Annotated in this window: 20 protein-coding genes; 5 read left to right on the forward strand and 15 right to left on the reverse strand. The window is 59.7% G+C overall.

The window, feature by feature from the left end; all coding sequences use genetic code 11:
* Nucleotides 1-155: 155 nt before the first annotated feature.
* On the reverse strand, nucleotides 156-2870 hold the full coding sequence (gene malT, locus JK232_RS04030) for an HTH-type transcriptional regulator MalT (protein ID WP_072927507.1): 2715 nt from the start codon (nucleotides 2868-2870) through the stop codon (nucleotides 156-158).
* Nucleotides 2871-3220: 350 nt separating this feature from the next.
* Here malT and malP point away from each other — a divergent pair, with 350 nt between their 5' ends.
* Together malP and malQ are read left to right on the forward strand one after the other, a co-directional pair.
* A complete protein-coding gene (malP, locus tag JK232_RS04035; RefSeq protein WP_212588852.1) occupies nucleotides 3221-5626 on the forward strand; it encodes a maltodextrin phosphorylase in 2406 nt (801 codons plus the stop codon).
* Nucleotides 5627-5635: 9 nt separating this feature from the next.
* On the forward strand, nucleotides 5636-7717 hold the full coding sequence (gene malQ / locus JK232_RS04040) for a 4-alpha-glucanotransferase (protein ID WP_212588853.1): 2082 nt from the start codon (nucleotides 5636-5638) through the stop codon (nucleotides 7715-7717).
* Nucleotides 7718-7868: 151 nt separating this feature from the next.
* Here malQ and nfuA read toward each other — a convergent pair whose 3' ends face one another.
* Complete coding sequence (gene nfuA / locus JK232_RS04045) at nucleotides 7869-8444, reverse strand: Fe-S biogenesis protein NfuA (protein ID WP_072927501.1); 576 nt, start codon at nucleotides 8442-8444, stop codon at nucleotides 7869-7871.
* A gap of 59 nt (nucleotides 8445-8503) precedes the next feature.
* Nucleotides 8504-9184 carry a DNA utilization protein GntX gene (gene gntX / locus JK232_RS04050; RefSeq protein ID WP_072927889.1) on the reverse strand — a complete coding sequence of 227 codons (681 nt, stop codon included), beginning with the start codon at nucleotides 9182-9184 and terminating at the stop codon, nucleotides 8504-8506.
* A 47-nt stretch (nucleotides 9185-9231) separates the two neighbouring features.
* On the opposite strand from gntX, the gene bioH reads away from it, so the two are divergent.
* From bioH to JK232_RS04065, 3 genes are all read left to right on the forward strand, one after another.
* A complete protein-coding gene (gene bioH, locus JK232_RS04055; RefSeq protein ID WP_101827752.1) occupies nucleotides 9232-10029 on the forward strand; it encodes a pimeloyl-ACP methyl ester esterase BioH in 798 nt (265 codons plus the stop codon).
* Nucleotides 10030-10339: 310 nt separating this feature from the next.
* Nucleotides 10340-10600, forward strand: coding sequence for a YdgH/BhsA/McbA-like domain containing protein (locus JK232_RS04060; RefSeq protein ID WP_072927888.1), 261 nt, complete (start codon nucleotides 10340-10342; stop codon nucleotides 10598-10600).
* Nucleotides 10601-10756: 156 nt separating this feature from the next.
* Nucleotides 10757-11794, forward strand: coding sequence for a LacI family DNA-binding transcriptional regulator (locus tag JK232_RS04065; protein ID WP_212588854.1), 1038 nt, complete (start codon nucleotides 10757-10759; stop codon nucleotides 11792-11794).
* Nucleotides 11795-11839: 45 nt separating this feature from the next.
* Here the strand turns inward: JK232_RS04065 and JK232_RS04070 are convergent, their stop codons facing one another.
* The 12 genes from JK232_RS04070 to feoB all read right to left on the reverse strand — a co-directional run bounded on the left by JK232_RS04070 (nucleotide 11840) and on the right by feoB (nucleotide 26414).
* Nucleotides 11840-12931 carry an ABC transporter ATP-binding protein gene (locus JK232_RS04070; RefSeq protein WP_101827751.1) on the reverse strand — a complete coding sequence of 364 codons (1092 nt, stop codon included), beginning with the start codon at nucleotides 12929-12931 and terminating at the stop codon, nucleotides 11840-11842.
* A gap of 2 nt (nucleotides 12932-12933) precedes the next feature.
* A complete protein-coding gene (pgmB, locus tag JK232_RS04075; protein ID WP_394853995.1) occupies nucleotides 12934-13635 on the reverse strand; it encodes a beta-phosphoglucomutase in 702 nt (233 codons plus the stop codon).
* A gap of 9 nt (nucleotides 13636-13644) precedes the next feature.
* A complete protein-coding gene (locus tag JK232_RS04080; RefSeq protein ID WP_246538260.1) occupies nucleotides 13645-15891 on the reverse strand; it encodes a glycosyl hydrolase family 65 domain-containing protein in 2247 nt (748 codons plus the stop codon).
* Nucleotides 15888-16946 (reverse strand): Gfo/Idh/MocA family protein, encoded by a 1059-nt coding sequence (locus tag JK232_RS04085; protein WP_212588855.1) that lies wholly within the window; start codon nucleotides 16944-16946, stop codon nucleotides 15888-15890. The genes JK232_RS04080 and JK232_RS04085 overlap by 4 nt, the downstream gene beginning before the upstream one ends.
* Nucleotides 16947-16960: 14 nt before the next feature.
* A complete protein-coding gene (locus tag JK232_RS04090; RefSeq protein WP_072927493.1) occupies nucleotides 16961-17752 on the reverse strand; it encodes a sugar phosphate isomerase/epimerase family protein in 792 nt (263 codons plus the stop codon).
* Between the two features lie 29 nt (nucleotides 17753-17781).
* Nucleotides 17782-18834, reverse strand: coding sequence for a zinc-dependent alcohol dehydrogenase (locus tag JK232_RS04095; protein WP_101827749.1), 1053 nt, complete (start codon nucleotides 18832-18834; stop codon nucleotides 17782-17784).
* A 40-nt stretch (nucleotides 18835-18874) separates the two neighbouring features.
* Entirely contained in the window at nucleotides 18875-19720 is an 846-nt protein-coding gene (locus tag JK232_RS04100; protein WP_072927490.1) for a carbohydrate ABC transporter permease, read from the reverse strand.
* Nucleotides 19707-20525 (reverse strand): carbohydrate ABC transporter permease, encoded by an 819-nt coding sequence (locus JK232_RS04105; RefSeq protein ID WP_241506095.1) that lies wholly within the window; start codon nucleotides 20523-20525, stop codon nucleotides 19707-19709. Before JK232_RS04105 ends, JK232_RS04100 begins: the two co-directional genes overlap by 14 nt.
* Nucleotides 20526-20641: 116 nt before the next feature.
* Nucleotides 20642-21934 (reverse strand): ABC transporter substrate-binding protein, encoded by a 1293-nt coding sequence (locus JK232_RS04110; protein ID WP_072927488.1) that lies wholly within the window; start codon nucleotides 21932-21934, stop codon nucleotides 20642-20644.
* Between the two features lie 19 nt (nucleotides 21935-21953).
* Nucleotides 21954-23633 (reverse strand): alpha-amylase family glycosyl hydrolase, encoded by a 1680-nt coding sequence (locus JK232_RS04115; RefSeq protein WP_072927486.1) that lies wholly within the window; start codon nucleotides 23631-23633, stop codon nucleotides 21954-21956.
* A gap of 209 nt (nucleotides 23634-23842) precedes the next feature.
* Entirely contained in the window at nucleotides 23843-24094 is a 252-nt protein-coding gene (locus tag JK232_RS04120) for a FeoC-like transcriptional regulator (protein ID WP_072927485.1), read from the reverse strand.
* A 10-nt stretch (nucleotides 24095-24104) separates the two neighbouring features.
* On the reverse strand, nucleotides 24105-26414 hold the full coding sequence (gene feoB, locus JK232_RS04125) for a Fe(2+) transporter permease subunit FeoB (protein ID WP_101827829.1): 2310 nt from the start codon (nucleotides 26412-26414) through the stop codon (nucleotides 24105-24107).
* Nucleotides 26415-26447 lie beyond the last annotated feature (33 nt).

Genomic DNA, 26447 nt, shown 5'->3' on the forward strand with positions numbered 1-26447 from the left:
AGCAAGTCGCATGGAGTGGCAGCACGTCGCGTTGAATGGCGGCAGGCGTCGCGGAGAGTGGCAACAGCGCTGAGTGACGGCGGCCGTGGCCGCCGGTTCATCTGCAGAAGTGATCCTCTGTAAAGAGGATCAGTGGCAGCGCCTGATTGATAACCTCAGGCGCTGTACCCCATAAGCTGCATCAGCCGCTGCGCCTGCACCACGGCTTCCTGGCGGTGGGTGACACCCAGCTTCTGATAAAGGTTACGGATATGAGTTTTGATGGTGGTGGCCGCCACATCCAGCTCACCGGCAATCTGGTCATTGCTGTAACCGGAGTAGATCAGGCCCAGCACCTGCCATTCGCGTTGGGTCAGCGGGCTGGTGCGGATCAGTTCCGGCACGTGCGGGTGAGTCAGCAGCTTCAGCACAAAGCTTTCGTCGAAATGCGCGAACTTGTGACGATGATGCTGATTTATATCGCGAAGAATACGCTGCGCCCGGTGTTGCTCCAGTTCTGCCAGGGCATTCAGCTGGATAAGCTGGCGTAATTGTTGGGCCATCAGTTCGCCCTCAATCACGAAATGGCTGATAAAACCGGTGCGGTTGGCCAGCGTCAGGGCTTCCATCAGCGCTTTCTGGGCATCCGCTTTCCGCTCACACAGCCAGTAGAGCCGGTTACTGAGCAGCAGGTTACGGTTGAGGTCGCTGTAGAGCTTCAGCCGCCGGGCGTTGTCGTTCAGCTCATCCAGCACCACTTCGGCTTCATTAAACTGGCCGAGCAGGATTTGTGTGCGGGCAATATTGCGCCATTGCCCCTGAAGGAAATGGTTATCCGCCATGCCCGGTTTTTCCGTATGGCGCAGCCAGTTAGCCGCGGCAGTGACATCATTGGTCATCTGCCAATAGAGTACCCGGGCTTTATCCGCGTTGGTGAGCCAGTCACGGTGATAGGCGCTGCTGAGCAACAGGGTTTCACATCCCTGAAGGTGCCGCCCGGCATTGTCGAGATCGCCCCGTGCCAGCGAGCATTTCGCCAGCATCGCCAGGCACTGTAACTGGTGTTGCGGCTGGTGGTTATTGAGCACTTCCAGGCCACGCCGGGCGGCCCCTTCGGCCTCGTCCAGCCGTGCCCATGACCATAACAGCTGGGAGCGCAGGCGCAGCAGGAACTCGTGCAGCGGCAACTGCTCCAGATGCTGTTCGCGCACCAGCTCAAAGGCTTTGTCCTGGGTTTCAAAGGCGGCCTGTAAAAAGCCCTGGGCGATCAGGATTTCGCTCTGTTGCAGCAGCGCCCAAAGCGCGTAATGGGTGACCTCATGCCGCCGCGCCATCTGCTCGGTTTGCTGCATCATCGGCAGCGCGCGCGCCAGCTCGCCTTTGCAGTGGTGCACTTCGCCGGTCACGGAGGTTGCCACGATGCGGCTGTAGTAACTCGACAGCGGCAGGAATTTCAGCGCCTCACCGGCGAGCTGCTCGGCCTCTTCCGGTTTGCCGGCCGTAATGGCGACCTGCGCGCGCAGCGCGTTGAATTCGGCCGCCAGGGTTTTATCAATTTCCAGTTGTTGGGCCTGCATCGCCTCGGCAGCGCGATCCAGCAGGGTATCGACTTCCGTGAAGCGGTGCTGGCTTTGCGCCAGCCACGCCTGTAACAGCGCCAGTTTGGGGTTCTGCACCAGCCGCTCATAGGGCAGCGCATTCAAACACTGTTCAAGCAGAGTCAGTTCGCTTTGGTTGAACAGCATCCAGCCATGATGCAGCAGGATGTCGCGCAGCATCTCAATGTCACCGGCTGCTAACGCGTGGTGGATGGCTTCAGCCGGGTAGCCCAGCGCCAGCCAGCCTTCGGCGGCGCTGCGGTGGATGGCCGGCAGCTCCAGCGCCAGTTCCCACTGGCAGCGCTGGCGCAGAAATGCGGCAAATAAGGGGTGGAAGCAGAACCATTCACCGCTGTCATCCATACGGTGGATAAACAGGCCCTGGCGCTCCAGCTCCTCCAGCCGTTGCTGGCCGTAATCCTCGCCGGTCAGCCGCACAATCAGCGCATCATTCATGGAGCGCAACACCGCGCAGCGCAGCAGGAAGTGGCGGGTATCGACGTCAATACGGTCGAGCACCTCATCCACCAGGTAATCATTCAGGTGGCTGGCGTTCAGCCCGGCCAGCCGTTGGGCTGATTTATGCGCCGCCGCCCCGGACTGGCGGGCAGAGAGGGCGATCAGTTGCAGGGCGGTTGCCCAGCCCTCAACGTCGTCACATAAACGGCTGCTGTCACCCTGTTCCAGCGGCGCATGGAGGCGGCAGTCAAAGAACTGTTTTGCCTCCTGGTGGTTGAAGGCGAGCTGGCTGCTGCCGAGTTCCAGCAGTTGATCGCGCACCCGCAGGTTGGCGATGCCGAGCGGCGGCAGCGAGCGTGAGAGCAGCACCAGCGTCAGGTTTTCCGGCTGGTGGCGCAGGAAAAAGCGCATCGCCTCATGGATCTGCTCATTGGTGATCAGGTGATAGTCATCAATCACCAGGTAGAGCGGCCGGTGCCATTCGCTCAGGTCAATAAACAGTTGGGAAAACAGTGCTGACAGGCTGGCGTACTGGTGTTTCTGGCTCATGGCCTCGCTTTTGCTGCAATGCCCGCCAGTGGCCTGCTGGATAGCGGCCACCAGATAACTGACAAAGCGTTCCGGCTGGTTATCACTTTCATCCAGTGAATACCATCCCAACTCCGCGATATCGGCCGCCCACTGGGCGACAAGGGTGGTTTTACCGTAACCCGCCGGGCAGTTAACCAGCGCCAGACGGTAATTGGCTGCGCTGGCCAGTTTGGTCAACAAACGATCGCGCACCACAGTATTTTGCAGCCGTACCGGACGGCTGAGTTTTGAAGGGATCAGCATGAGGTTTCCATCTTCTCTGACAGCGGCGGAGGTGGCGGAAAGGTAGCCATCCAATACACCATGATTATTTTACGGCTTGTAATTAATCATTAGCCGTTAAGTTCAGCTAAGCCACTTTCTAATGCAATAACTGCCGGTTTTGAGGTGATGGTAAGTTGCAGTCGATCACACTTCACGGCTACGCCCTGCTTCTCCTCCCCAGCTAAGCGTCCGGCGGGATGATGCCGCGCCGCTCACTGCCCGGCAGGATAGCGCTAATTATTTAAGCGCCTGTCCGTCATGCCCAATTCACATGTTCAACATTTAACTGGTTAGCGTTAACTGGTTTAACTACAGGAATGAGACCTGCTATGTCACAGCCCACATTTAAAAAGGATGTCTTTTTGGCTGCGCTGTCGCGCCAGTGGCATCATTTCGGCCTTCATGCCGCAGAAGAAATGACGCCGCATCAGTGGTGGCAGGCGGTAAGCGCCGCCGTTGCCGAGCAACTGACTCCTCCGCCCCGGCCGGAAGCGGCTGAGAAGGGGCAGCGGCATGTGAACTACATCTCAATGGAGTTCCTGATTGGCCGGTTGACCGGCAATAACCTGATCAACCTCGGCTGGTATGACGACATTGCCGCTATCCTGAAAGGCTTTAACCTGTCGCTGACTGACATCCTTGAACAGGAGGTGGATCCGGCGTTGGGCAACGGCGGCCTTGGGCGGCTGGCCGCCTGCTTCCTGGATTCCATGGCGACCCTCAGCCAGCCGGCCACCGGCTATGGGCTGAACTACCAGTACGGGTTGTTCCGCCAGCGCTTTGTTGACGGCAAACAGCATGAGTCGCCTGACATCTGGCAGCGCGAAAATTACCCGTGGTTCACCCATAATGCCTCGCTGGCGGTGGACGTCGGTATGGGCGGCAAACTGGAGAAACAGGCCGACGGCCGCACGGTATGGCGGCCCGATTTCATCCTGCGCGGTGAAGCATGGGACTTGCCGGTAGTGGGCTACCGCAACGGCATCAGCCAGCCGCTGCGCCTCTGGGAAGCTACCCATCCCGCCCCGTTTGACCTGGGTAAATTCAATGACGGGGATTTCCTGCACGCTGAGCAGCATGGCATCGACGCCGCCAAACTCACCAAAGTGCTCTACCCAAATGACAACCATCAGGCCGGTAAACGGCTGCGCCTGATGCAGCAATATTTCCAGTGTGCCTGTGCGGTAGCGGACATCCTGCGCCGCCACCATCGCGCGGGCCGTGCCCTGGCGGAGCTGCCGGATTATGAAGTGATCCAGCTCAATGACACCCACCCTACCATTGCGATCCCTGAGATGCTGCGCATCCTGCTGGATGAGCATCAGCTGGAGTGGGAGGCCGCCTGGCAGATCACCAGCCGCACCTTTGCCTACACCAACCACACGCTGATGCCGGAAGCGCTGGAGTGCTGGGATGAAAAACTGGTGCGCAGCCTGCTGCCGCGCCACTTCGCCATCATTAAGCAGATCAACGCGCACTTCAAAAAGATCGTGGATAAGCAGTGGCCGGGCGATGAGGCGCTGTGGGGCAAGCTGGCGGTGCTGCATAACAAGCAGGTACGCATGGCCAACCTGTGCGTGGTGGCCGGTTTTGCGGTGAACGGGGTAGCGGCGCTGCACTCTGATCTGGTGGTGAAGGATCTCTTCCCGGAATATCACCAGCTTTGGCCGCAGAAATTCCATAATGTCACCAACGGCATCACCCCGCGCCGTTGGCTGAAGCAGTGTAACCCGGCGCTGTCAGCCTTGATCGATGAAACGCTGAACACCGAGTGGGTCACGGATCTGGACGCGCTGAAAGGGCTGGAACCTTATGCCGAAGACGCCGGGTTCCGGGAGAAATTCCGCCAAATCAAGCACCGGAATAAAGAGAAACTGGCAGCGTATGTGAAGGATGTCACCGGCATTGTGATCAATCCGGAGGCGATCTTCGATATCCAGATCAAACGGCTGCATGAGTACAAACGCCAGCACCTGACGCTGCTGCATATCATCGCGCGGTATCAGGAGATCCTGAGTAAAAAGGGCCCGGACCGGGTGCCGCGGGTGTTCCTGTTCGGGGCCAAAGCCGCGCCGGGGTACTACCTGGCAAAAAATATCATCTATGCGATCAACCAGGTCGCGGCGACGATCAACAACGATCCGCGGGTGAAGGATCTGCTGAAGGTCGTGTTTATCCCGGATTATAAAGTGTCGGTCGCGGAGCTGATGATCCCGGCGGCAGATGTCTCCGAGCAGGTGTCCACTGCCGGGAAAGAGGCGTCCGGCACCGGCAATATGAAACTGGCCCTGAACGGCGCGCTGACCGTCGGCACGCTGGATGGCGCTAACGTCGAGATTGCCGAGCAGGTGGGCGAAGAGAATATCTTTATTTTCGGCAATACCGTGGAGCAGGTCAAAGCGCTGAAAGCCGGTGGCTATGACCCGGTGAAATGGCGTAAAAAAGATAAACGACTCAATGCGGTACTGAAAGCGCTGGAGAGCGGCGAATTCAGCAACGGCGACAAGCAGGCGTTTGAAATGTTGCTGAACAGCCTGCTGGGCGGGGGCGACCCTTATCTGGTGCTGGCCGATTTCGCCGCCTATGAAGAAGCGCAACAGAACGTGGACGCACTCTACCGTGACCCGGAAGAATGGACACGACGCGCTATCCTGAATACAGCACGCGTTGGGATTTTCAGTTCGGATCGTTCGATCCGGGATTATCAGCAACGCATCTGGCAGGCAAAACGGTAAGGAGACCGCATGGACGAGAAACAGATTGATCAGGCGGCCACGCTGGCGGGTATTTCCGCCAGCTTTATCAACGCGCACGGCAAACAGCAGGCAATTTCAGCGCAGACCAAAATGAAATTGCTGACCGCAATGGGCCGTGATGAAGAGACCTCGCCGGCAGCCGGGCCGCTGCCGCCGGTGAAAGTCTTCACCCAGGGGCGGCCGATTTCCCTGTCGCTGGCCGGAAAGGGTGAATTCAGCTGGGTGCTGGAGCAGGAGAACGGCACGCGGGCCGAAGGGCGCGCCGGGGGAAGCAAACGTCTGACCCTGCCGGGGCGGCTGCCGGCGGGTTACCACCAGCTGACGCTGGAGCAGAAAGGGCAGCGCTGGAGCTGTCGCCTTATCGTCGCCCCGAAACGCTGTTATGAACCGGAAGCGCTGCTGACCGGCAAAAAACTCTGGGGTGCCTGCGTGCAGCTTTACAGCCTGCGCTCAGAGCAAAACTGGGGCATCGGTGATTTCGGTGACCTGCGGATGATGCTGGAAGAGACGGCGAAACGGGGCGGGGCGTTTATCGGCCTGAACCCGATCCACGCGCTCTACCCGGCGATGCCGGAGAGCGCCAGCCCCTACAGCCCCTCATCACGCCGCTGGCTGAATATCCTCTACATTGACGTGAATGCGGTAGATGAGTTCCGTCACAGTAAGGCGGCCCAGCGCTGGTGGAAACAGCCTGACACCCAGGCGGCGCTGGAGAAAGCGCGCGCGTCAGAATGGGTGGATTACAGCACGGTGACGGCCCTGAAGCGGGAGGCGCTGCGATTGGCCTTCCCTGACTTCGAGGTGCTGCCCGCGACCCATGCCCGCAAGCGTGCCTACCTGCAATTCGTAGAGCAGGCCGGCAGCAGTTTGCGCCAGCAGGCTGCTTTTGATGCGCTGCATGAACAGCTGATCAAAGAGAACAAAGAGTGCTGGGGCTGGCCGGCCTGGCCGGAAAAATACCGTGACGGCACCGAGGCGGCGGAAGCGTTTTATCACTCCAACCGCGATGACGTCGAATTTTACCAGTGGCTGCAATGGCTGGCGCACAGCCAGTTCGCTGACTGTTACGCCCATAGTGAAGCCCTGGGGATGCCGATCGGCCTCTACCGTGATTTGGCGGTCGGGGTGTCAGAGGGGGGCGCAGAAACCTGGTGTGACCGTGAGCTGTACTGTTTGCGTGCCTCAGTCGGCGCACCGCCGGATATTCTCGGCCCGCTCGGCCAGAACTGGGGCCTGCCGCCGATGGACCCGAACGTGATGCAGACGCGCGGTTATCAGCCGTTTATCGATTTGCTGCGCGCCAACATGACTGACTGCGGTGCACTGCGGATTGACCACGTGATGGCGCTGCTGCGGCTGTGGTGGATACCTTATGGGGAAACGGCCGATCAGGGTGCATATGTCCAGTATCCGGTGGATGATCTGCTGGCGATTCTGGCGCTGGAGAGCCAGCGCTACCGCTGCATGGTGATTGGTGAGGATCTGGGCACCGTGCCGGTTGAGATTGTCGCCCGGCTGCGTGACAGCGGCGTGTACTCATACAAAGTGCTCTATTTCGAGCGCGATCGCGACAATATCTACCGCGCGCCGCAATCCTACCCGGTGCAGGCGATGGCAACCATCACCACCCACGATCTGCCGACCCTGCGCGGGTTCTGGGAGAGCGGGGATCTGACGCTCGGCCAGAAGCTGGGCCTGTACCCGGACAAAGAGGTGTTCGCCGGGTTACAGGAGGATCGGGATAAAGCGCGCCAGGGGCTGCTCAACGGCCTGCACCAGTACGGGTGTGTGCCGAAAAAGCTGGGGCATAAGGCCTCTATGATGGCGATGACCCCGACGCTGAACCGCGGCCTGCAACGCTATATCGCAGACAGCGCCAGTGCGTTGCTGGGGTTACAGCCGGAAGATTGGCTGAATATGAAAATGCCGGTGAACGTGCCCGGCACCACAGACCAGTACCCCAACTGGCGGCGCAAGCTGTCTCAGACGCTGGAGGCGATGTTTGCTGACCCGCAGGTCAACCGGCTGCTGAAGGATCTGGATAAGCGCCGCCGTAAGGTGTCGGTCTGAGCCTGTAGCCGGCCTGGAAAATGACAACCCGGAGATAACCCGGAAAAGAAAAGGGCACCCTGTAGGGTGCCCTTTTTTGTCGGTGCTGAACCTGCAACGTTCATGCCCCGACAAGCCGTGCCTTACTCAGGCCGGCCTTGATAATACGGCCTTAGTAATAAGAGTGCTCACCGCGCTGGTGTTCGGTCAGATCCCGCACGCCTTTCAGCTCCGGGAAGTTAGCCAGCAGCTCTTTTTCAATGCCGTCTTTCAGGGTCACATCAATCATCGAGCAGCCATTGCAACCCCCGCCGAATTGCAGGATGGCATAGCCGTCATCGGTGATTTCCATCAGCGACACACGGCCGCCGTGGCCCGCCAGTTGCGGGTTGATTTTGGATTGCAGTTCATACTCGACACGCTCCATCAGCGGTGCGTCATCCGAGACTTTACGCATTTTGGCGTTCGGGGCTTTCAGCGTCAGCTGGGAGCCGAGCTGGTCAGTCACGAAGTCAATTTCGGCGTCTTCCAGATAAGGTGCGCTCAGCTCATCCACATAGGCGGAGATCTGATCAAATTTCAATTCGGTGTCGGTGGCTTCTACTGCGTCCGGCGGGCAATAGGAGACGCCGCACTCAGCGGTAGGTGTACCCGGATTAATCACGAATACGCGAATCTGAGTGCCTTCTTCCTGGCTCGCCAGCAATTTGGCAAAGTGTGCTTGGGCTGCGTCGGTAATACGGATCATAGCATTCACTCAATAGTTGACTTCTCTAGTAGGTTATAATACGCCCAATGACGGCATCACTACAAGGTGCGGCACAGGCACCAGATTTGAATCGACGCCACACCCGCACGATTGAGCAACGCGCAAATCTCTGCCACCGTACTCCCGGTGGTGACCACATCATCCAGTAGCGCCACATGGCAACCGGCCAGATTCTGCCCGCAGTGAAACGCGCCGCGCAGGTTACGCTGCCGCCGGGCGGCCGTGAGTGCGCGCTGGGCAGGCGTCGCGCGGGTGCGTTGCAGCGTATCTTCCCGGTAACCGCAGCCCAGCCAGCGCGCCAGCGGCACTGCCAGCAAATCACTCTGGTTATAGCCGCGCCGCCATTGCCGCCGCCGGTGCAGCGGCACGCTGATCACCTGGTGCGGCCGCACGACCCGCCCGTGGCGGTGGGCCTCCAGCCAGCGCAGCAGCAACAGGCGCGCCAGCACCGGGGCCAGCTCCGGGGTGTGGCTGAACTTCAGCCGGTGCACCAGGTGGCTGAGCGGCGGGCGAAAATCGGTAACGGCAACCAGCGCCTGCCAGGGCGGCGGCTGCCGCAGGCAACGGCCGCACGGCAAATCGGGCGAGGCTGAGGGCAGGCCGCAGCGCGGGCACGCCGGGGGCGCGGTCAGGTGCCGCAGGCAGTAACTGCAAATGCCGTGGCGGCTGAGGTGTAGCGGCATCCGGCATAGCCAACACAGGCCGCCGATTGTTAGCATACTCATCTTGGCTTCCTTGCAGAGATACAGAAACAGGACAATAACCTATGACGGAGCTTTACTGGCAGACAATGGGCGAAGGCGATCGCGATCTTGTGCTGCTTCACGGATGGGGGTTGAACGCCGACGTCTGGCAACAGGCTGCGGTGCGGCTTGCGCCGCATTTCCGGCTGCACCTGGTCGACCTGCCTGGTTACGGGCGCAGCACCGGTTTCGGCGCGATGACGCTGGCAGAGATGGCCGCACGGGTGCGGGAAAATGCCCCGCCGCGCGCCCACTGGCTCGGCTGGTCGCTGGGCGGGCTGGTGGCCAGCCAGATTGCGCTGGACGCCCCGGCGCAGGTGGACTCGCTGATTACCGTAGCCTCGTCCCCCTGTTTTGCCGCGCAGGGGGAGTGGCCCGGCATCCGCCCTGAGGTATTACAGGGGTTCCAGCATCAGCTCAGTGAGGATTTCCAGCGCACGGTGGAACGTTTTCTGGCGCTGCAAACCCTGGGTACCGAGAGCGCCCGGCGCGACGTCCGGCTGCTGAAGGCGGTGGTGCTGGAGCAGCCGATGCCGGGAGTGGACGTGCTGAACGGCGGGCTGGAGATTTTGCGGCAGGCCGATCTGCGTGAACCTTTGCGTGCGCTGACGCTGCCGTTCCTGCGCATCTATGGGCGGCTCGATGGCCTGGTGCCGCGTAAGATTATCCCGGAACTGGATGAGGCGTGGCCGCAGTCAACGTCCGTTACCCTCGACAAAGCCGCCCATGCGCCTTTTGTTTCCCATCCGGACGATTTCACCCAGGTGCTGCTTGATTTCCTCGCGGAACACTCGCCGGGCGGCCTGGCCTTGCCCCGATAACCCGCTGTTTATGGAGTTTATTTAGCGCAATAAAGTGGAATTATTTAGGGGCCCGAGTGGATAAATCAGCAATCTGCTTAATACTTAGGTATCAGGCAGGTAACTGATTAACTGACAGACGGTGTGAACAGGGCGGATAAACGCGTCAGCCCTGTTCACGCGACTGTCACGCTTCTGGGCGGGATATCGCCGGGGTTCATTCGCACAAGGATGATGCTGTCTCCGTGGTGTTCGTTACCTGCTTATCTTGACTGCTTTCTTAAACACTAATCATTCTACGAGAGGTAAGGTCATGAAATTTATGTCTGCAATGAAGGCTTCAGCGATGACGGCAGCGGTGCTGGCGGGTGTGATGTCATTTGGCGCACTGGCAGCGCAGGAGATCTCCAAAGAAGAAGCCACCAAGTATGAGAAAGTGGGCACCGTTACCACGACGGCGGAAACCACCTCGCCAATGGATGCCAAAGAAGAACTCTCCAAACTGGCCGATGAGAAAGGCGGTAAATACTTTGTTGTGATCGCCGGCCGCGAACACGGCAAAGTCAGCGCCATCGCCGAAGTCTATAAATAATCTCTGATTGATCGGTCAACGGGGCGCCAAACGGCGCCTTTTCTATTACTGCGTCCGCCTTCTTCTTTCCCCGCGCCCTCTGCCGGATTACATCCTTCCCCGTTACGGTATAATTGCCCCGAATTTACCCTCACGTTGACGCGGAGATGCGTATCAGTGGCAGCTACGATTTATGACATCGCACGGATGGCCGGGGTCTCCAAATCGACCGTGTCTCGTGTGCTGAACAATCAGCCCAATATTTCCCCTGAGGCCCGTGACCGGGTGTTGCAGGCGATCGACACGCTGAATTACCAGCCCAGCAAACTGGCACGGGCGCTGACGTCCTCAGGCTTTGACGCCATTATGGTGATTTCCACCCGCCCGACCCGCAGCACGCTCGGCAACCCTTTCTTTGCAGACATTGTGCACGCCATCGCCTCCAGGGCCGAAGAGGAGGGGTTCGACGTGATTTTGCAGACGTCCCGTAACAGCGAGGACGATCTGCAAAAATGTCTCGTAAAGATCAAAGAGAAGATGGTGAAAGGGATCATCATGCTCAGCTCCCCGGCCGATGAGGCCTTTTTCGCCCAGCTCGACAGCTACACCATTCCGGTGGTGGTGATCGGCCGGGTGGAAGGGCAGTACCGCCACATCTTTTCGGTGGACACCGACAATGTGCATGACAGCTACCGGATGACCCAGGTGCTGATTGCGCAGGGGCACCGGGCGATCGCCTGCCTGCACGCCTCGCTGGATTTCCATGTGTCGATTGACCGGCTGGCCGGTTACCGGCAGGCAATGGCGGACGCGGGATTGCCGGTAGACCCGGCCTGGATTGTGGATGGCGGCAACAGCGTGGAGGAGGGGTATGAGGCGGCTTGCCGGTTGCTGGCGCTGCCGTCGCTGCCGACCGCCGTGCTGGCGACCGATGCGCTGAAAATTCTCAGCCTCTACCGGGCCGCGCAGGAGCAGGGGTGCAGCATTCCCGACCGGCTCTCCGTGATGGGGTTCAGCAATACCGGTATTTCACCGCTGTTGACGCCGCCGTTAAGCGGCATCGACGTGCCGACTGCCCAACTGGGCTGGCAGGGCGGCGACCTCCTGTTTGCCCGCATTGCCGGGCGCGAACCTTCGCAGATGCATACGCTGGTGGAGACTGAAATCCGTTACGCCCGCTCAACGGCCGCCCCGGCCCCCAGGCATAAGGCATAAAAAAAGGGAGGGTGCCATCACCCTCCCTGTGTGGTTGCCCGGCGCTTACGAAAGCGTTGGGATCACCTGTTCGGTTTCGCTGTCAAAGAAGTGGGCGTGCGCCATGTCCAGCCGCAGGCCCAGTTTCTCCCCGGCGTGAATGTCACATTGCGCGTCCGTGCGCACCACCAGTTCATGCCCGCCAATCTGGCAATACAGCATAAATTCAGCCCCGGTCAGCTCCGCCACGGAGACGCTGGCCTCAATCTGCTGCTGGCCCGGTTGTGCCAGTTGGATTGACTCCGGGCGGATGCCGAGGATCAGCGGCTGGCGCTGATACCCGGCCGCGTTGAGTTTCTCCAGCGCCGCCGCCGGGATCGGAATATGCAGGCTTTCCGTCGCAAAGTGCCCGCCATCCAGCGCCCCGCGGATAAAGTTCATCGCCGGGGAGCCAATAAACCCGGCGACAAACATGTTGCATGGCCGGTTGTAGATGGTTTTCGGGCTGCCGACCTGCTGCACAATGCCGTCTTTCATCACCACAATCCGCGTCGCCATGGTCATGGCTTCGGTCTGGTCGTGGGTAACGTAGATCATGGTGGTGTCGAGCTTCTGGTGCAGCTTGCTGATCTCCGCCCGCATCTGGACGCGCAATTTAGCGTCGAGGTTGGAAAGCGGTTCGTCCATCAGGAACACTTTGGCATCGCGCACGATGGCGCGGCCTAACGCGACCCGCTGGCGCTGGCCGCCGGAAAGTGCGCTCGGGCGGCGTTGCAGCAGGTCTTTCAGCCCGAGGATCTGTGCCGCATAGGCCACGCGCCGCTCAATTTCCGCTTTATCCACGTTCATCAGCTTCAGCGCGAACGCCATGTTGTCATACACCGACATGTGCGGGTAGAGCGCGTAGTTCTGGAACACCATCGCGATGCCGCGGTTTTTGGCGGCCACGTCATTCATGCGCTGGCCGTCAATCAGCAGGTCGCCGTCGCTGATCTCCTCCAGCCCGGCGATCATCCGCAGGGTGGTGGATTTGCCGCACCCCGAGGGACCGACGAACACGATGAACTCTTTGTCTTCAATCTCCAGGCAAAAATCTTTTACGACGTGGACATTGTTGGGATAAATCTTCTGAATGTGCTGTAAAGAAATCTGGGCCATGCTCAGCTCCTGGTGATGGGTGTGGGGCAAGCCTGTTCTGCCTGCCAATGGGCCAGCAGATCTGGCCAGGCCAGCTCCCCGGTGTGGTTCAGCCGGTAATCCGCCCCGGTGAGCGATGCGCCGATCCCTACCGAGTACATGCCGCTGGCGTTGATGGCGGTGATCCCGGCCTGCGCATCCTCAATGCCGATGGCCTGGTCAGGCGCAACCCCCAGCCCGCGGCAGGCGGTCAGGAAAATTTCCGGATGCGGTTTGGAGTGGGTTAATGCGCGGGCATCGGCGCAAAAATGGAACCAGTCGCATAACCCCAGCGATGCCAGCACTTGCGGGGCATTCTCCGACACGGAGGCCAGCCCGATGCGGCACCCGGCCGCCCGCAGGTCAGCCAGCAGCGGCAGAATGCCGGGCAGAATGTCCGCCGGGCTGAGGGTTGCCAGCAGTTCCCGGTAAAGATCGTTCTTTTCCGTCATAAATTGCTGACGCTGCGCCGGGGTATAGGCGTCAGCCTGGCCGCCGCGCTGCAAAATACGCGTCAGGGAGTCAGCGCGGTTTACGCCTTTTAACTGCTCGTTAAAAGCACGATCGATACTGATGCCCAGTTTTTGCGCCAGTTGTTGCCAGGCGAGAAAATGGAATTCGGCGGTGTCAGTGATCACTCCGTCCAGATCAAACACGACCGCCTGGGGTAAAGGCTTCATTGCCATCATGCTTCCTTAGTGAAGTGCCAGCACCAGCCGGCGGGTGAAAGAGTGCAGCGTGCCGTGGACGCTGATGCTCAGCGGGGCGTCAGTGGCTTTTTCAATCTGCAAGTGCTGATGACTGATGCTGACCTGGAGCTGTTCACCCCGCCAGCGGAGCGGGAAGCGCAGTGTTTTCCAGTGCGGCGGCAGGCGCGGCGAGAGCACCAGTTGCCCCTCCTGATACTCCAGCCCGGCAAAGCCCATGATCGCCCCGAGCCAGATGGCCCCGGTGGCGGCGGCGTGGATGCCGTCATCACAGCTGTGCGGCTCCGGCCCCAGATCGATAGCCATTGCCTCGCGGTACAGCGGCCAGGCGAGGTCTGCCATGTCGTTGCGGCAGGCGACAATCGCGTAGATCGCCTTGCTGAGCGATGAGTCATGGATGGTACGCGGCAGGTAGTAATCCAGGTTGGCGCGTTGCACGTCCCGGCTGAACAGCGATGGCAGCAGGAAGAACAGCATGATCAGGTCGGCCTGCTTGAGGATCTGCATCTCGTTGACTTCCGCCCGCGAGTAGTCGAGCAGAATCGACTGGGTGCCGGCTTTTGCCTGATAGCGCGTCAGGTCTATCGTCGGTTTGCTGAAGAAGCTGTCATCCTGCGGGATAACCCGATCGTTATCCGGCTGCGGCAACACGCAACGGGCCAGGAAATCCCGCCCGCGGGCGCGGAAGCCGGCATGTTCCGGTGTGTCCGGCAGGTAATGCAGCGCCTGCGCCACGCTGTAGTGCGCCAGATAATTGGTGTAGGCATTGTTGTTGACGTGCTCGGTGTACTCGTCCGGGCCAATCACATCATGCAGCTCCAGCCGGCCATTGACTTCCGTGGTGCGGCTCAGCCAGAACAGCGCGCACGCTTTCAACAGCGCCTGGGCTTCGGTGGCCTGGAAGGCGGCGTCACCGGTGGCCTGAAGGTAGCCCACGGTGGCGTAGGCGATATCCGCGACCAGATGGTGTTCAGCAAGCGCCGACGCCACCGGCTGGCGCAGACCGGTGCGGATGTTGATCAAGCCGAAAGCCGGCGTCTCCTCTTCACCGGTAAAGGCGCTCTCCCACGGGAACAACGCGCCCTCGTACCCGCAACGGGCCGCTTTCTGCTGCGCCTGCGGGATACGGTGGTAACGGTAGCGCAACAGCGCCCGCGCGGTTTCCGGCCGGGTCAGCAGGTGATAGGGCAGGATAAAGATGTCGGTATCCCAGAACACGTGGCCTTTGTAGCCTTCGCCGGTCAGCCCTTTGGCCGCCACGCTGCACCGCTCATCATGCGCAGGCGTCATGGCGGCGAGATGGTAGGCGGACATGTCCAGCGCCAGTTGGTCAAAGGTATCACTGGAGTCAACCTCCACCCGCGCCTGCGGCCACCAGTGTTGCCACTGTTGCAGGCTGGCTGCGCGCAGCGCCGCGTAACCTTGTTCAACATGCGGGGCGAGTTGCGCGAGGCAGTGTTCGTCCCAGCTTGCCGGTTCCGCATCGCCCGGCAGGCAAACGTCAACCCAGCTGAATTTTTCCAGCGTCAGCGGCACGCCCACCTGTAGGGTGGTGCTGAACTGCTGGGTCAGCCGGCGGTTTTTTGCGGCATAGCTGATGCTCACGTCATCAGTGGAGAGACGGCAATGGCTGGTGAGCATCAGCGCCATGTCACCTTCGGGCGTGCGGTAGCAGCCTTGCAGCGTGTGCTGGTGCATCACGCGCACGCTCGCTTCCGTCAGGTGCTGGCGGCCGCTGTTGGTCTGCGTGGCGTCAATGCCGGTGGAGAGGCGCAGGGGCGTCGCCTGATCCAGCGCGGTCAGTGTCAGGGTGGCGGCCACCAGTTGCTGCGGCGCACGCGCCACAAACCGGGCGCTTTTCAGGCTGAACAAACCGCCCTCCGGCGATTGCCAGATCAGTTCGCGGCAAAGCTCACCCAACTCCGGGTGGAATTCCCGCCGGTAGGAAAGCAGCGTCCCGGCCAGCAGTGAAAAAGGCGTGTTTCCCAGCTCAATTTTGCAGCCGGTGATGTCCGGCAGGTTCACCAGCTCAGTGACCTCATCCGGCGTGGCGCGGTGGTAGAACCCGGCCACAAACATGCCGCGCACCTGATCGGTGTAGGCCTCTTCGTGGCCGCCACGGATGCCGAGATACCCGTTGCCGCAGGTCATCAGGGTGGCGTATTTGTTCAGCTGGTGCGGGCTGAAACCCGGCTCGCACAGCACGGAGAACGGGGCGGAAGGGGAAGTCATCATAACGTCACGCTCTCACCCTGTTCAGCGGCCTGATAGATTGCTGCCACCAGTTGCTGAATGCGGTAACCCTGGCGGCCATCGGCCACGTCGCTCTCTTGCCCCATCACGCGGTCAACAAAAGCTTTCATGCTGTTGTGGTGGCGCTGGCTGTCCGCTTCCTGGCGCTGGTAAAGCGTCAGCAGTTTGCCGCCGTCATCGGTGTAAATGTGCGCCGGGAAGAGGGTGGCCCCCGCCTCGGCCCCGCAAAACTGCACGTTCATCACTGACTCTTCCGGGATATTCAGCGCAAAGGAGGTTTCCAGCCGTAAAATGCCGCCGCCCTCAAACTCCAGCGTGGCAAACAGGGCATCTTCCACCGTGTACTTTTCCGGCTGCCATTCACCAAACAGCCCCCGGTGTTTGCGGTTGCCGATTTTGCAGAACTGGTGGGCGCTGACGCGGGTGACCTGGGGGAAGCCCAGCACATACATCGCGGCATCCAGCATATGGATGCCGATGTCGATCAGCGGCCCGCCGCCCTGCTGTTCTTTGTCGATAAAGACGCCCCAGCCCGGCACGCCGCAGCGGCGCAGGGCGCGCGCCTGGGTGACGTAAACCTCGCCCAGCATTCCGGCTGCCACTTTTTCCCGCAGAATGCGGCAATCCTCGGCGAAGCGGTGGTGAAAATCATAGGCCAGCACTTTCCCGGCACGGTCGGCGGCGTCGGCCATCGCCAGCGCCTCAGGCGGCGTCATGGCCGGGGGCTTTTCGCACATGACGTGGCAGCCATGCTGCAACGCCTGAAGCACCTGTGCCGAGTGGAAACGGTTTGGCGAACAGATACTGACCACATCCGGCTGTTCAAGGCGGTACATCTCGTCTGCGTCAGTGTAGGCGCGGGGGATGTTATTGCGGGCAGCAAAGGCGTCAGCGCGTTCAGCCTCTTTGTCGACCACCGCAACCAGCGTGACGTCTTTGCGGGTGGCGTAATAGGCGGCGTGCACTTTCTCCGCCACCTGGCCCGCACCAATAATCGCGGCCCGCAAGGGCCGCGATGCGTAAGCAGTAAACTCCATGTTTTTCCTGCCGATTAGCGCAAGGTGCGCAGATAGTCGAGGGAATCCTGATAGGCTTTGGCCGGATCGGCCGCCCGCACGCGGCATTCGTAGACGGCGTAACCGTCATAGCCATCTTGTTTGAGCTGGTTGAAATGGCGTGCAAAGTCCAGCGAGCCGCTGCCCGGCTGATAGCGGTGGTTATCTGCAATGTGGACATGCCCCAGCAGGTCGCGGTGCTGGTGCAGCGCGGCGCTGATGTCATCTTCCTCAATGCTCATGTGGTAGAAGTCACCAATGATCTGCGTGTGGTGCAGCTGGTTCTCTTCGATGTAGCGGCGGGCATCTGACAGCAGGTTAATCATGTGATCCTGATAGCGGTTCAGCGGCTCCAGGAAGATTTTGGTGCCGGTGTCGGCGGCGATGCCGTCGAGGAATTTCAGCGAGCTGCTGACGGCCAGGCGGTCACCGGCCACGCTGCGCGGTGAGGTCATCGGCGGCAGGCGGTAGGTGAACATGCCCCAGGCGGCCGGCACCACGATGCCTTTCGCGCCGACTTCAGCCAGCGCCCGCAGTATGGCGGCAATCTGTTGCAGGCCGTTCAGGCGGCGCTCTTCAATGAAATCCCCGATCCAGCCGTCATAGCCGCCACAGGCGCTGACCACCGGCAGGCCGGTTTCTGCAATCGCGGCTTTCACCTCTGCCAGGTTGTTCACCAGCAGCTTGCCGTCAATTTCAAAGCCGTCAAAGCCCATGTTTTTGATGTACTGGAACTTCGCCAGAATCCCTTCCGGGAAGAACGCCTGATTTTGGGTACCGATTTTCATCTAAATATTTCCTGTAAAGTCACACGTAATCAGAAGGTAACGCCCATTTTGATGCTCAGTTCCGGGTGCTGATCGACAAAGCGCATGTAGCTTTCGGCGCTGTCGCGGAACGTCACCACCGGATCGATCAGGTCACGGCAATCGAGGTAGCCGTTCATCAGCAACTGCCAGCAGCTGTCTTCAATGCGTTTGCGGTTCCAGCGCGGGTAATCCGGGTTGGGTTCGCTGCAGGCGCGGGAGAACACGATGCGCGCATTGTTGAAGTGCGCTTCACGGCCCAGGTTGAAGCCTTCCGGGAAGGGTTTGGCGAAAGCCACATAGGAGATGGTGCCGCCGTAAGCCAGGCCGCGCAGGGATGCCTGTAACGCCTGCGCATTGCCGCTGGTTTCGATGATCACGTCTGCGCCGCGTTTGTCGGTCAGGCGTTTGATCTCAAGACCCAAATCGCAGGCCGTCGGATCGAGGGCCACATCCGCGCCATGTTTGCAGGCGATCTCGCCGCGGTGGGCCAGCGGATCCACGCCGATCACCAGCGCTGCACCAGCACCTTTCGCCAGCTGCACCGCGATCTGGCCGATCGCGCCCAGGCCAATCACCACCACCACGTCACCTACGCGCACGTTGCCGTCACGCACGCCGCTCATGGCAAACTGGGCCGGGTCATAACAGACGGCGTTTTGCCACGCGGCCCCTTCCGGCATGTGACGCAGTTTGTAGTTGTCCACGCCGTTGACGATCACCGTCTCCTGCAACGGCCCGTAAGTGCAGACGCGGTCGCCCAGCTGATATTGCGTGACCTGCCCGCCTTTCTCCTCGACGGTGCCGACCACCATATTGCCCAGGGTGAAGTTACCGAACTCGATACCGCGCGCCTCGCCTTCCGCACGCGGCACAAACAGGTTCCATTCGCTGGAGAAGGCCTCATCGATAAACGGGCTGACGCCACGGAAATCCACCACTTCGGTGCCGTGCTTCGGTGCGCCGAACTGCACACGGATGCGTACTTCATGGGCCTGCAACGGGCGATCTTCATACTCCACCAGTGCGGCAACGCGCGGTGCAACGGCGACTAACTTTTTCATGCTGACTCCTTTATAAGTTCACGACGGGTAAGGGCGGGCGTCAGCCTTTGACGCCGCCATCAGTGAGATTGCCTTTGATGAATTTTTCCGACAGGGCATACATCGCAACTACCGGCAGCGCCGTCACCAGTGAGGCGGCCATCATGCGGCCCCAGATGTAATCAGGCGTGCTGAACAGGGCGTTGAGGCCCACCGGCAGGGTGAAGTGCTTCGCGTCAGAGAGGAAAATCGAGGCGAACAGGTAGTCATTCCACGCCACCATGAAGCAGTAGACGAACACGGAAATGATGCCGGAGATCGCCAGCGGCACGGTGATGTAGAAGATGATTTGCAGCCGGTTAAGGCCGTCCATCATCGCCGCTTCTTCGATATCCTTTGGAATGGTGTCGAAGTAGCTTTTCAGCATAAAAATGGCGGTCGGCAGGGTCTGTACCACCATGGTGATCACCAGCGCGGTCAGGGTGTCATACAGCCCCATCGACGAGATGATCTTGAACAGCGGCACCACCAGCAGAATGCCGGAGAACATATACACCGTGTAGAAACTGGTGTTGATGGTCAGCCGGCCTTTGAAGCGCAGCCGCGACAGGGCATAGGCGCCCAGAATGCCGAGCAGCACCGCAATGCCGGAGGCGACCAGTGACACGCTCAGGCTGTTCTTGAAGTAGGACATAAACGGGAAAATCGTCGGGTTGAAGATGTCCGCGTAGTGCTGCCAGGTCCAGTTTTCCGGCCACAGAGTTGGGTGCAGGGAAATCGCCTCCTTGCTGCTTTTGAACGAGGTCATCAGCATGATGAAGAAGGGGAACAGCACCACCGCAAGAAATGCAGCCAGCGCCAGATAGAACCCGGAGCGGCGCAGCAGGGAACGTTTAGTTGTTGCCATGAGGATTCACCCGTTTTCTCGCGAGGAGGATCACAATGAAAATAATGCCGAACAGCACCACAGACAGCGCCGCTGCTTTGCCCAGGTCATTGAGGGCAAAGGCCGTTTTGTAGAGGTAAACGCCCAGGATGTTGACTTTGTTGGTCAGCAGGTAGACGTCGGCAAACATGTAGAACATCCAGATCGCCCGTAGGATCACCACCGTCGCGAGCACCGGCATGATCGCCGGCAGGGTGATCATGCGGAATTTCTGCCACAGGTTGGCCCCGTCCATTTCCGCCGCCTCATACAGCGATTTGTCGATGGTCTGCAAAATCGCCAGGAAGGAGATAAAGGCGTACGGGAAATAGCGCCAGACGGCAAACAGCACCACCAGCACAAAGCTGCTGCCGGGGTTGTCGAACCAGAGCGGGGCCTGGTCAAACAGGTGCAGCAGGTCACCGCCGACCCAGTTGACGATGCCGTAGCCGCTGTTGAACATGTATTTCCAGGCGAACACCAGCGAGATGGACGGCGTCACATAGGAGAGGATCACCAGCGAGCGCGCGGTTTTACGGAAGCGGAACTCCCGGTTGAAGAACAGCGCGACCCCCAGCCCCACGCCGGTGCTGCCGAGCACCACCAGCGCGGTGTACCAGAAGGTAACCCAGAGCGAGTGGTAAAACTCCGGATCGCTGAGGATGCTCAGGTAGTTATCCAGCCCGACAAACCGGTCGGACAGACGTGGGTTAAGCGGCAACTGCAGGAAACTCAGTTGCAGGTTGGCGATCATCGGGTAGACCACCAGCAGCGCGAGCAGAACCATGCTCGGTGCCAGCAGATACCAGGCAAACGCCGTGTCCGTTTTTAAGCGTTTTCCCAGGCTCAGGCGTTTCGCCGGCAGCAGGGAAGGTTGACAAGCAGGCTTCATCAAATCCTCACTCAGCGTTTCTGGACAAGGTGGGTCACCCGGCCCTGGGTTTGCGCCAGCGTGGCAGGCACGTCTTTATTGCCGACCGTCACGGCGTTCACCATTTCACTCAGTGCGGCTGAACCGGTGATGTCACCCATGCTGGTGAAGTTTTTCTCACCGACTGAGCCGAACACCTGCACGTTGGCGAACTGCTGCACCAGCTCCATAGAGAGCGGGCCGAACGCTTTCACCACCGGGTTGTCCTGCCAGTTGCTGTTGCTGGTCACCAGTTTGGTGAGCGGCAGCGCAGCGCCCGGTGACATCAGCACCCAGCGGGTGGCGTTGTCAGACTGCTCCATAAAGGTGATGAATTTTTTGGCGGCGTCACGCTGTGCTTCGGTCTGCCCGGCGGTGATGGTGAGGGAGGTAATGGTGCCGTAGACCGCCTGTGATTTTTCTGCCGGCACGGCAAAGCCGATGTCCTGGGCAAACCCTTCGTTGTAAATCGCCGGCAGGATGTAGGTGGAGTAGACGGCCATCGGCACGGTGCCGTTCATAAAGGCGTCTTTGATCTCCATGATGTCGTTGGAGCCGGGCAGGGTGGTTTTGGCCAGTTGTTGATAGAAGCCGAGTGCCTGCTGCATTTCCGGGGTGTCGATGGTGATTGCGCCGTTGGCGTCAAACACGTTGGCCCCGTTGGAGAGCGCAAATTGTGAGAAGGATTGCTCCGTCATTACGCTTTCTGCGGTCGGCAGGCCGATGCCGAACTTTTTCTGTTCCGGGTGGGTAAAGGCGGTGGTGATGCTGAGCAGTTGCTGCCAGTTTTGCGGCTCGCTGAAGCCGGCATCCGCCAGTTGCTGTTTGCGATACCAGATGCCCTGGATCCAGCCGCTGATCGGCACGCCGGTGGCGCTGGTGCCGTCTTCGGTTTTCACAATGCGCAGCACGCCGTCGTAGAAGTTGTCAGCGCCGATGCCGGTAATGACGTCGTTCACCGCGTCGCGGTCAATCAGCTGCTCTTTATCCATGACTTTGGCGTAGTCGTGGCTGGTTTCGATCACCGCCGGCAGCGCGCCGCTGCGCGCCAGGGTAATCACCTTGGTGTTGTAAGCATCTTCTTCCACCGGTACCGGTTTAACGTGCACACCAGGGTTTTGCTGCTCAAATGTCTGAATCAGATCGTTAATAACCGCCTGCCGCTCCTGCTCGACAGAGGAGTGCATAAATTCGATGGTGACGGATTCCGTTTTTTTATCGTCACAGCCGGTTAATGCCAGGGCACTGAGCAGGGCTGAAATAAGAAGCGTATTTTTCTTATTCATGATGATTTCCTGTTTTTATTTAGGAGTGAAGCCAGTAATAGGCGTAGGGTTGCAGCGTAAAGGCGTGATCACCGGTTATTTCCTGCCCGCTGATGGCATCGAGGTAATTATTTTCCGGCAATGTCACCGTGATCGGACGATCGCTGACATTAAACAGGCAGAGCAGCGTGTGATTATTTTTATCAGTGCGCCGGAATGCCAGAACGGCGCTATCCAGCGTGATGACCTGCATCGCGGAATCAGGATGGAAGGCCGGTAAGGTTTTACGCAGGGCAATCAGATGGCGCAGCCCGACAAATATATCGGTGCGTAAGGTATTGCCGCCGGAAATTTGTGGTTCAATGTCACTTAACGGGTATTTCTGGCGGTTAATTGCCCGGTTATGGCCGCTGAGCATCACGCCTTCATCATCATTACGTGAACCGAGCAGGCTCTGGATATAGATCGCCGGGACGCCGGGGAAAGCCAGCAAAATAGCGTGTGCCAGCATAAAGCGGCGCACGCGCAGGGCGTCATCGTCGTCCTGCTTATTCAGCGCGTCCAGATAAGTGACGTTGATTTCATACGGGCTGGCGCTGCCGTCCGGGTTATTTTTATATGAGACGCGCGCGCCCTGATTTTCCATCGCCTGCGCCAGCGCCAGAATCTCCTCTTCCGGCAGCAGGCCGCGCAGCGGATTGAGGCCGATGCCGTCATGCGAAGAGAGGAAGTTAAAGAAGGTGCAGCCTGCGGCCGGAGTCTCCAGCGAGGCGGCCCAGCGGCTCAGCGTGCCGGCCTCCCCACGGTGGATAGCATGCAGTACCAGCGGCGGCAGCGGGAACTGGTAAACCATCTGGGCTTCGTCGCCCTGGCCGAAATAGCTGATGTTATCCCGGTGCGGGACGTTGGTTTCGGTGATGAGGACGGTGCCGGGCGCGACAAAATCCGCAATGGCGCGGAATAATTTGACCAGCAGATGGGTTTTCTCCAGGTGGATGCAGGAGGTGCCCGGCTCTTTCCACATGTACCCCACCGCATCCAGCCGGATGTAATCCCCGCCGCGCGCCAGGTAGGTAAGCAGTACATCCACCATGCGTTTCAATACCGCCGGGCTGGCGAAGTTGAGGTCAATCTGGTCGGCGCTGAAGGTCGTCCAGATGTAGCGGGTGTCGCCATTGGCCAGCATAAACGGCGTCAGCAGCGGCGAGGTACGCGGGCGCGTGACCTGATGCAGATCGGTTTCCGGGTCCATCTCAATGAAGTGATCGTCATACTCCGGCTGTTGCGCCAGATAGCCCTGGAACCAGCTGCTTTGTGCAGAAATATGGTTGCAGACGTAATCAAACATCAGCCGGGTTGAGCGGTTCAGTTCTGCCACGTGCTGCCAGTCACCGGCTACCGGGTTAACCTGGTGATAATCAATGACTGAAAAACCATCATCTGAAGAGTAAGGATAAAACGGCAACAGATGAACCAGTGAAAACGTATTTTTTAACCAGCGGTTATAAAAGCCGGTAAATGTTTCCAGCGTGGGTCTGTTATCTTCACTGAATTGATCGGCGTAAGTAATTAATACGATGTCTTCTTCATCCCAATGCAATTTACGCGAACGCGTAATAGCCGCTTTAGCAGTCAGAATAAGATCGCTTAATTCAGCAAAATAGTGCTGTTGAAGCGTATTTCCATAAATCGAAGTCAGAATTTTTTTAATAGTTTCCATGTTGCACCTTTGTCCGTGGGAGCGCTCCCACAAAAAGGCTACGCTGGCGTATAAACCAAGTCAACGGCACCGCAGGGCGACGAGGATCAGGGACAGGGTTACAGGGAGATATTTTCTTTATTTGTGAGGGTAATCAAATTTAAGGAGGGAAATACGTGGAGGGTAGCCCTATTTAATTAAATGGCAGGCTTTATTTATATTCATTCGAATTATATGTTGCTGGCGTTATACACACGGTAACGCACCGGCGCGCAGCGGGTGCTTGCCGGGCAATCACCGCACGCGCCGGTGGGGCAGCCGGTGGCCGCAGCGGGCACCGGCTCAATCTTTTTCATCCTTTCCAGTTGGCTCAGCAGGGCCGTCAGCATCGCCGGGGGGACCCGGCAACGCTGCTGTAACTGCGCCATGTCCAGCGACCCATGCAGCGCGAGAAGATGGTAAACCTCAAGCAGAGGATTCATGCCGTTCTCCTCAATGGCACGCCGGCTGGTGCGGGGATGTCACTGCCGGTGGGCGTGACGGGGGTGTGCCGGGGTGATGGCCGGCACGGCGCAGGCCGATGAAAATTCCCAGGTTAACCAGCACGACCAGTGTGATGGTCAACAGGCTGACTGCCGGGTGCGCGCGGAATGTGGCCGCCTGATAGAACAGCGCCGCCAGCGAATAGGCGACATTCAGCCCCCAGAGCACCGAGAAGATCATCCAGTTCCGTCCCGCCTCACGCGCAATCGCGCCCATCGCAGAAATGCAGGGCACATAGAGCAGCACAAAAATCAGGTAACTGTAGGCGGCGGCGACGCTGCCGAATTTGCTGCCCATCATGCTCATGGGGCCGGAGGCCATTTCGCCATCCCCTTTACTGGCTTCAATCGGGTTGAACAGCACGCTCAGGCTGAACGTCTCTTTCACGCCTTGCCAGGTTTCGGTCACGGCCTGGGTCAGTTCATCTGCCAGCGAAAAGGCTGCCGGGTCAAAAGGCGCGTCGGTAATGGCTTCGGCGGTATAAAGCGTGTTCAGCGTACCCACCACCACCTCTTTCGCCATCGCCCCGGTAACCAGCCCCACGGTGGCCTGCCAGTTGTCCGGCTGCACGCCAATCGGTGCCAGCAGCGGGGTCATTACTTTACTCACGGAGGCCAGCGCGGAATCAGTGAGGTTGTCGGCGGGTTTGCCGCTCAGGGAGAAACTGTTCAGCGCGCCGATAAAAATGCTCACCAGTACGATCACTTTCCCGGCCCGCAGCACAAACCCTTTCAGCCGTTGCCAGGCTTGCAGCAGCAAACTTTTCACATGCGGGACGTGGTAAACCGGCAGTTCCATCACGAACGGGGAAGCATCGCCGCGCATCAGCGTATGTTTGAGCATTAACCCGGTGAGGATCGCCACCACGATGCCGAGCAGGTAGAGGGAGAAGACCAGCAGCGCACCGCCCTGCGCGAAGAAGGTGGCCGAAAAGACCGCAAAGATGGCCAGCCGCGCCCCGCAGGACATAAACGGCGCCATCATCACGGTGATCAGCCGCTCGCGCGGGGCATCCAGCGTGCGGGCGCCCATAATGGCCGGCACATTACAGCCGAACCCAACAATCAGCGGCACAAACGATTTTCCCGGCAGCCCAATCGCCTGCATCAGCCGGTCCATCACAAACGCGGCACGTGCCATATAACCGGAGTCCTCCAGAAATGAGAGGAACAGATACATCATGCCGATTTGCGGCACCAGCGGCAGCACGGTGTTGATGCCGCCGCCGATGCCCTGTGCCAGGAACAGCGTCAGCCAGCCGGGGAAGTGCAGCACCGCGCCGAGCCATTGCACGCCGTGAATGAAAATAGCCGCGGAACCAAGGTCAAATATCGGCTGCAATGCCCCGCCGAGGTTAATCGCCAGCAGGAACATCAGGTACATCACCAGCAGGAAAATCGGCACGCCAAGCAGCCGGTTGAGGATCAGCCGGTCCAGCCGCTGCGTCAACCGGTCGGACGCCGCCTGGTGGGTATTACTCACGGCGGCGCAAATGGCCATGATGCACTGGTAACGCGCACCGGCAATCAGCAGGGCGGCATCATCCGGCAGGGCATGGCGCAGGGTGCTGCGTACCTGGGGCAACAGGGCCGCCGCGCGGGGGGCCACGGCATGGCTGCAAATGTCGCCTTCCAGCATGTGCAGCGCCAGCCAGTGCGCCTGCCTGTCGGTCAGGGTTTCCGGCATGACGGCGGCCAGTTGTTGGGCCGCGTCAAGCAGCGGTGCAGGGTAGTCGAGCGCAACCGGCTGCGGCGCGCTGAAGGGGCGGTCAATCTGCTGTTTAAGTTCGGCAATGCCCTGCGCGCGGGTGGAAACCAGCGGCACCACCGGGCAGCCCAGCCGGTCGGCCAGCGCCGCGGTATCAATGGTGATCTGCTGGTTTTGGGCGATATCCAGCATATTCAGCGCAACGATGCAGGGAATGCCCAGCGCCAGCAGTTGCAGAGTCAGGTAGAGGTTGCGTTCCAGATTGGCAGCATCCACCACGTTGATCAGCAGATCAGCCTCGCCGCTGAGGATATAGCGGCAGGCGATCTGCTCATCCAACGAGGTCTGCTCAGAGATGGTGGTCAGGGAGTAGGTGCCGGGCAGGTCAACCAGCGTCACCTGGTGGCGGGGGGTGGAAAACTGCCCCTCTTTGCGTTCAACCGTCACACCTGCCCAGTTGCCGACCCGCTGGCGGGCGCCGGTTAACTGGTTGAACAGGGTGGTTTTGCCGGCATTTGGGTTGCCAATCAGGCCAATCGTTAATGTGTTCATCATGCGTATCGCCGTGGGAAAAGAAACGTCCGT

Origin of the sequence: Nissabacter archeti (assembly GCF_018257325.1) — a bacterium.
Lineage (GTDB): Bacteria > Pseudomonadota > Gammaproteobacteria > Enterobacterales > Enterobacteriaceae > Chimaeribacter > Chimaeribacter arupi.